Consider the following 1,100-nt stretch of genomic DNA (forward strand, 5'->3'; position numbering starts at 1 on the left):
GTTATTTTCCTCCTAGTGTGTTTTCCATTTTTTCAACAAAATACTTACCATCACGTTTACTTAAGTGCATTGTGAAGCTTTCTGTATTCTCAATTCCAAGGTCTTTTTCTTGGAATTTCGCATTGGTTTTTACGATATAACCATTTTTCCCTGAAGCATAGACTTTGAGATTTTCTAAGCTGACAAATGAACGCTGCCCATTTAAAGCCTGCGGCTTCTCCATCATATAAGTGAGATCATCTGTCGTTCCGTCAGCATATTTTTTGAAGAAATCATTAAGCCAATTTTGAATCTGCTGTTTCTGTGCATCCTGAATTTCAGATTCATCTTCTAATGGGTTAGTTTCGCTTTGTACGCCTTTTGTTTTCACATCTGGCAACGGCGTAAAATACAGGTTAGAAACAACCGCATAACCGCCTTTAGAAGCTTTTACAGGTACATTCAGCAGCATAGAACGGCCTGTTTTTTTCTCCTCCTCGTATTTCTCTTTCACTTTTTCTTTTTTCTTGCCTTTTTTCTTCTCGACCTCTCGCTCTTTTTCCTGAACGGCGACATTATCATAATCTACACGGTACTGTAAGATCGCTTTATCATCGGCAAACTGCACATCATACAGCGTTTTATTATTCAACTTCCTATATCCGCCTACATCACCAGTTAGATCAACCGTTAAACCTTCTGCATAATAACTTTTGAGCGCTTCTTCACGAGCCTTCTTTTGGTCACTATCGCGCGGAATATTCATGTATTCATCGACCACTTGATTAGCGAAAATCTCCATTTTCGGACTGCGGTAAACATCATATCCGTTTTCATCCTGACCAGCCGTAACAGCAGCGAGTGCCGTTGCAGTAGCTTTAGACCGATTCAGTGCATTTTGCGAACGACCAAAAGCTAATATTCCAGACAATCCAACAACACCGATCAGCAGCCAAATAAATATGACAGCGCCTTTACCATTTCGTGCCTTTGGCAATTTACGGCTTTCTTTTTTGCTCCGCTTGATCTTATTGTCTGAAAAAATGTCGGACACTTTTTCTTTCAAACCGCCTAATCCCATTTGTCTCCCCCTTTCAATAAATTGCGCCGTCAACTTGGGG

The 1,100-nt window shown here is 40.4% G+C and carries 1 protein-coding gene; it reads right to left on the reverse strand.

Annotated elements, in window-relative coordinates; translation table 11 throughout:
• Position 1 precedes the first annotated feature (1 nt).
• The coding region (locus tag ACFVFS_RS40785) for a conjugal transfer protein (protein WP_380630175.1) at positions 2-1,100 on the reverse strand (1,099 nt) is incomplete at its 5' end.

The sequence above is a fragment of the Kitasatospora sp. NPDC057692 genome, from assembly GCF_042799475.1.
Taxonomy (GTDB): Bacteria; Actinomycetota; Actinomycetes; order Streptomycetales; family Streptomycetaceae; genus Kitasatospora.